The following is a 2709-nucleotide window of genomic DNA, read 5'->3' as shown; positions in this document are numbered from 1 at the left end:
AGTACAGACCCTTCCGTTTTTGCAACCTCTTTCTCAACCACTCCAAGGACCTGTGGAGAGGAAGACCTGAGAGGGGCAATAGGGAGGGTGGTGGAAGGCATCCCCGAAAACGGTAAGGCCAAGAGCAGGCTCTACCGGATGGCACTGCGGGCAAAAATCCGGGGGGAGATTACAGGTACCGAGTACACTGCCCTTCTTGAGAGAATCGCGCAAGCCCAGGGGGATGAGCTTGAAGCCCTCGAGGAGGAGCTCTCCCACTCTGAGGCAAGGGCCCTGAGCCCTCCATCTTAAGCCGGTAGCAAGTCGCTCGAGTAACCAAAAACCGACGACAAAAGGAGGACACCCATGGCTTTGGAGCAGAAGTACGCCTTCAACCGGGTTCTTCGCAAAGAAGGCCTTGGGACAAGGAGGGTTCGGGTCCGGGAGATTCCCTTCCCTCCGGAGGTGATGGAACACCTGGTGCGGAGGGCTCAAAGGGAAAGGCGGAGAACCCCTGTTATTCCCTTTGGGGTTTTATCCCGGAGGGAACGGGACGTGATTGACTGCCTCTTCTTTGGGGGATTATCTGAGCGGGAAACCGCAAGGATTCTCGGGATTTCAAGGAGTTCCGTCCGGAGCTACAAAAAGTCTGCCCTTGGGAAATTACGGGAGGCGATGGAGGAGGGGCAAGGTTCCCCACCCACTCCCCTAAGGATAAGTAGGAGGTGATTTCATGTTCATCTTCTGCTGCGGGGAATGCTACGAGTACAAAGGACTCCCCCTTGTGTGCCCCAGGTGCGGGAAGAAGCTCCGCCTCCCGAGGAATGTCGAAACCCTCGGAACCCTCGAGAAAGGGGAAGAGGAAAACCTCATCGACTGCTCCCCCACCCACCCGCCTAAAGATAAGTAGAGAGACAATTCCTTGAGGAGGTGTTGCTATGCCACCGGTTGTGGTTGTGGAACAGCCGAACCGCCTTCGGATTCGGCTCGAGGTAGGGCAGTACGAAAACGGGCGTCCCATCATCCGCTCCCTCTCGTATCAAGTGAAGGAGACGGCGGCCCACCAGGACGTCTACGATGTGGCCCTCGCCATTGCTGGGCTTGTGGCGTACCCCGTGCATGATTTCATCCTCACCGAGAACAAGCTCCTCACCGAATAAGGAGGTGAAGCGCAATGGCCAAAGTCCTCGTCATGACGTTCAAGAATGAGGCCGGGCAGAACGTGAACGTGCGGGTGAACTACCCCAAGGATACCATCACCGGAGAGGAAGTCGCCGCCGTGATGGATACGATTCTTGCCAAGAACATCTTCCCCACCACCGGGGGAGATCTCGTGGAGAAAGTCGGGGCGCAGATCGTGGAGACCACTGTAACGGTGCTCTGACTCGAGCACATTCTGAACTGACGTGGTTCCCGGTACACCGAATGCAGGCGGGGGAGGGGCCAACCCCTCCCCTGAGGAGTACATCCTGAAGATCCTCGAGAAGCTCGAGAAGGACTTTGAGAAGCTCGAGGAGCGGTTGCGCTGCGTGGAGAAAGAGCTCGCCTCCCTCAAGGTGTGGTACGGCGTCATTTCCTTCATCGTTCCATCGATTCTCCTTGCTGTGCTCCTTCGGGGACTGAAGCTTCAGTGAAGTGGGGGGACGACGTGGGCGCCTTCCGGGAGTTCCTCACCGCGCTGGTTGAAGAGATTCTCTCCGCCCTGGTTGGGAAGGAAAGCGAGTGCCTCAACCTCTCCTCTTTCCCCTTTCCCAGGGAGATACGGACGATTTGGCAAATCGTGAAAAGCTACTTTGACTGCGAAGCCTGCAGGAGCTACCTCTACCCCGTCCGCCCCTGCGCTTTGGTCTTTGCCATCCGGAGTGCTGAGCGTGGACGCAAGGGCTTTGAGTTTGGGGTTGTGGCGGCAAAGAACACAGACCTTGCGACGCAGTGCGAGTGGACCTGCGAAACACTCCGGAAGAACTTCGAGCGCTTCAGGGAAAAGGAGGATGAGGACTTCATCGTTTTTCTCGGGAAGCGCTGGGCTCCCATCGGGGCAGAGAACGATCCCGAGGGGCTCAACAGGTTCTGGGTGGACAACGTGCGGCTCTTTTATCACAAGTACTTGAGGAGGTAAGGGATGTTCCTTGAGTTCCTCTGGGAGGTGCTGAGGGGTGCTTGAGCTTGTCCTTGATGTCGTCCTTGTCGTTCTGCCGGCAGTGCTTTCCGTTCTTCTTGCCAGGTTTCTGAAGGAAAAGGGCGAAGGGGAAAAGCTTCTGCGGATCCTGAGACTTGCTGAAGAAGCCGTCCTCTTTGCCGAGGACGCCTTCCCCAACTCCCCCGGGGTGGAAAAGCTCAAGAAAGCGATTGAGTACCTCAGGGGTGCCCTTGCGAAAGCCGGGATAAAGCTTGAGGACAAAGAGCTCGAAGCCAAAGTCCGGGCAGCGTACCAGCGCTTGCAGGGGGAAGCCCTTGAGCGGATTTTGGAACGCCTGCGGCGCTGAAAACCCGTCCCCAGGCTCCCCTCCTTCTCATCCCCGGGGTTTCGGCCCCGGGGTTTTGCCACAACCCTGCAAACTCTGCAGGACGCTCCACATGATGTGAACCTAAAACAATTTGTTGACAAACTTAAAATCTAACGGTACAATGTTAGTCGTGAAATCCCCCCTCGCCGGTTCGGCCGCGAGGGCCTCAGGACTGGAGAAATCCAGTCCTGGTTTTTTTGTCGATGAAAGAAAGGGCTTACAT

The 2709-nt window shown here is 56.8% G+C and carries 8 protein-coding genes; all 8 read left to right on the top strand.

Annotation, left to right across the window (positions count from 1 at the left end; translation table 11 throughout):
• The first annotated feature begins 87 nt into the window (after window positions 1-87).
• Genes H5U36_09950 through H5U36_09915 form a run of 8 tightly spaced genes read left to right on the top strand, consistent with a single transcriptional unit; the run spans window position 88 to window position 2465 of the window.
• Window positions 88-291 (top strand): hypothetical protein, encoded by a 204-nt coding sequence (locus tag H5U36_09950; GenBank protein ID MBC7218428.1) that lies wholly within the window; start codon window positions 88-90, stop codon window positions 289-291.
• Between the two features lie 54 nt (window positions 292-345).
• Window positions 346-708 (top strand): hypothetical protein, encoded by a 363-nt coding sequence (locus H5U36_09945; GenBank protein ID MBC7218427.1) that lies wholly within the window; start codon window positions 346-348, stop codon window positions 706-708.
• Window positions 709-712: 4 nt separating this feature from the next.
• On the top strand, window positions 713-889 hold the full coding sequence (locus tag H5U36_09940) for a hypothetical protein (GenBank protein ID MBC7218426.1): 177 nt from the start codon (window positions 713-715) through the stop codon (window positions 887-889).
• Window positions 890-917: 28 nt separating this feature from the next.
• The gene (locus H5U36_09935) at window positions 918-1139 is read left to right on the top strand and encodes a DUF1659 domain-containing protein (GenBank protein ID MBC7218425.1); all 222 of its coding nucleotides are present in this window, start codon (window positions 918-920) and stop codon (window positions 1137-1139) included.
• 14 nt (window positions 1140-1153) lie between these two features.
• Window positions 1154-1363, top strand: a complete 210-nt coding sequence (locus tag H5U36_09930) for a DUF2922 domain-containing protein (protein MBC7218424.1) — start codon at window positions 1154-1156, stop codon at window positions 1361-1363.
• Window positions 1364-1385: 22 nt separating this feature from the next.
• A complete protein-coding gene (locus H5U36_09925; protein MBC7218423.1) occupies window positions 1386-1613 on the top strand; it encodes a hypothetical protein in 228 nt (75 codons plus the stop codon).
• A gap of 14 nt (window positions 1614-1627) precedes the next feature.
• Window positions 1628-2098, top strand: coding sequence for a hypothetical protein (locus H5U36_09920; GenBank protein MBC7218422.1), 471 nt, complete (start codon window positions 1628-1630; stop codon window positions 2096-2098).
• A 37-nt stretch (window positions 2099-2135) separates the two neighbouring features.
• The gene (locus H5U36_09915) at window positions 2136-2465 is read left to right on the top strand and encodes a phage holin (protein ID MBC7218421.1); all 330 of its coding nucleotides are present in this window, start codon (window positions 2136-2138) and stop codon (window positions 2463-2465) included.
• Window positions 2466-2709: the final 244 nt, after the last annotated feature.

It is taken from the genome of Candidatus Caldatribacterium sp., assembly GCA_014359405.1.
GTDB lineage: Bacteria > Atribacterota > Atribacteria > Atribacterales > Caldatribacteriaceae > Caldatribacterium > Caldatribacterium oleiphilum.
Note: the sequence above shows the minus strand (reverse complement) of the source record. Positions and strands in the feature narration are given on the sequence as shown.

Coding starts and splice junctions, on each gene's coding strand:
- H5U36_09945 (MBC7218427.1), top strand. CDS start 346: ATGGCTTTGGAGCAGAAGTACGCCTTCAACCGGGTTCTTCGCAAAGAA.
- H5U36_09940 (MBC7218426.1), top strand. CDS start 713: ATGTTCATCTTCTGCTGCGGGGAATGCTACGAGTACAAAGGACTCCCC.
- H5U36_09935 (MBC7218425.1), top strand. CDS start 918: ATGCCACCGGTTGTGGTTGTGGAACAGCCGAACCGCCTTCGGATTCGG.
- H5U36_09930 (MBC7218424.1), top strand. CDS start 1,154: ATGGCCAAAGTCCTCGTCATGACGTTCAAGAATGAGGCCGGGCAGAAC.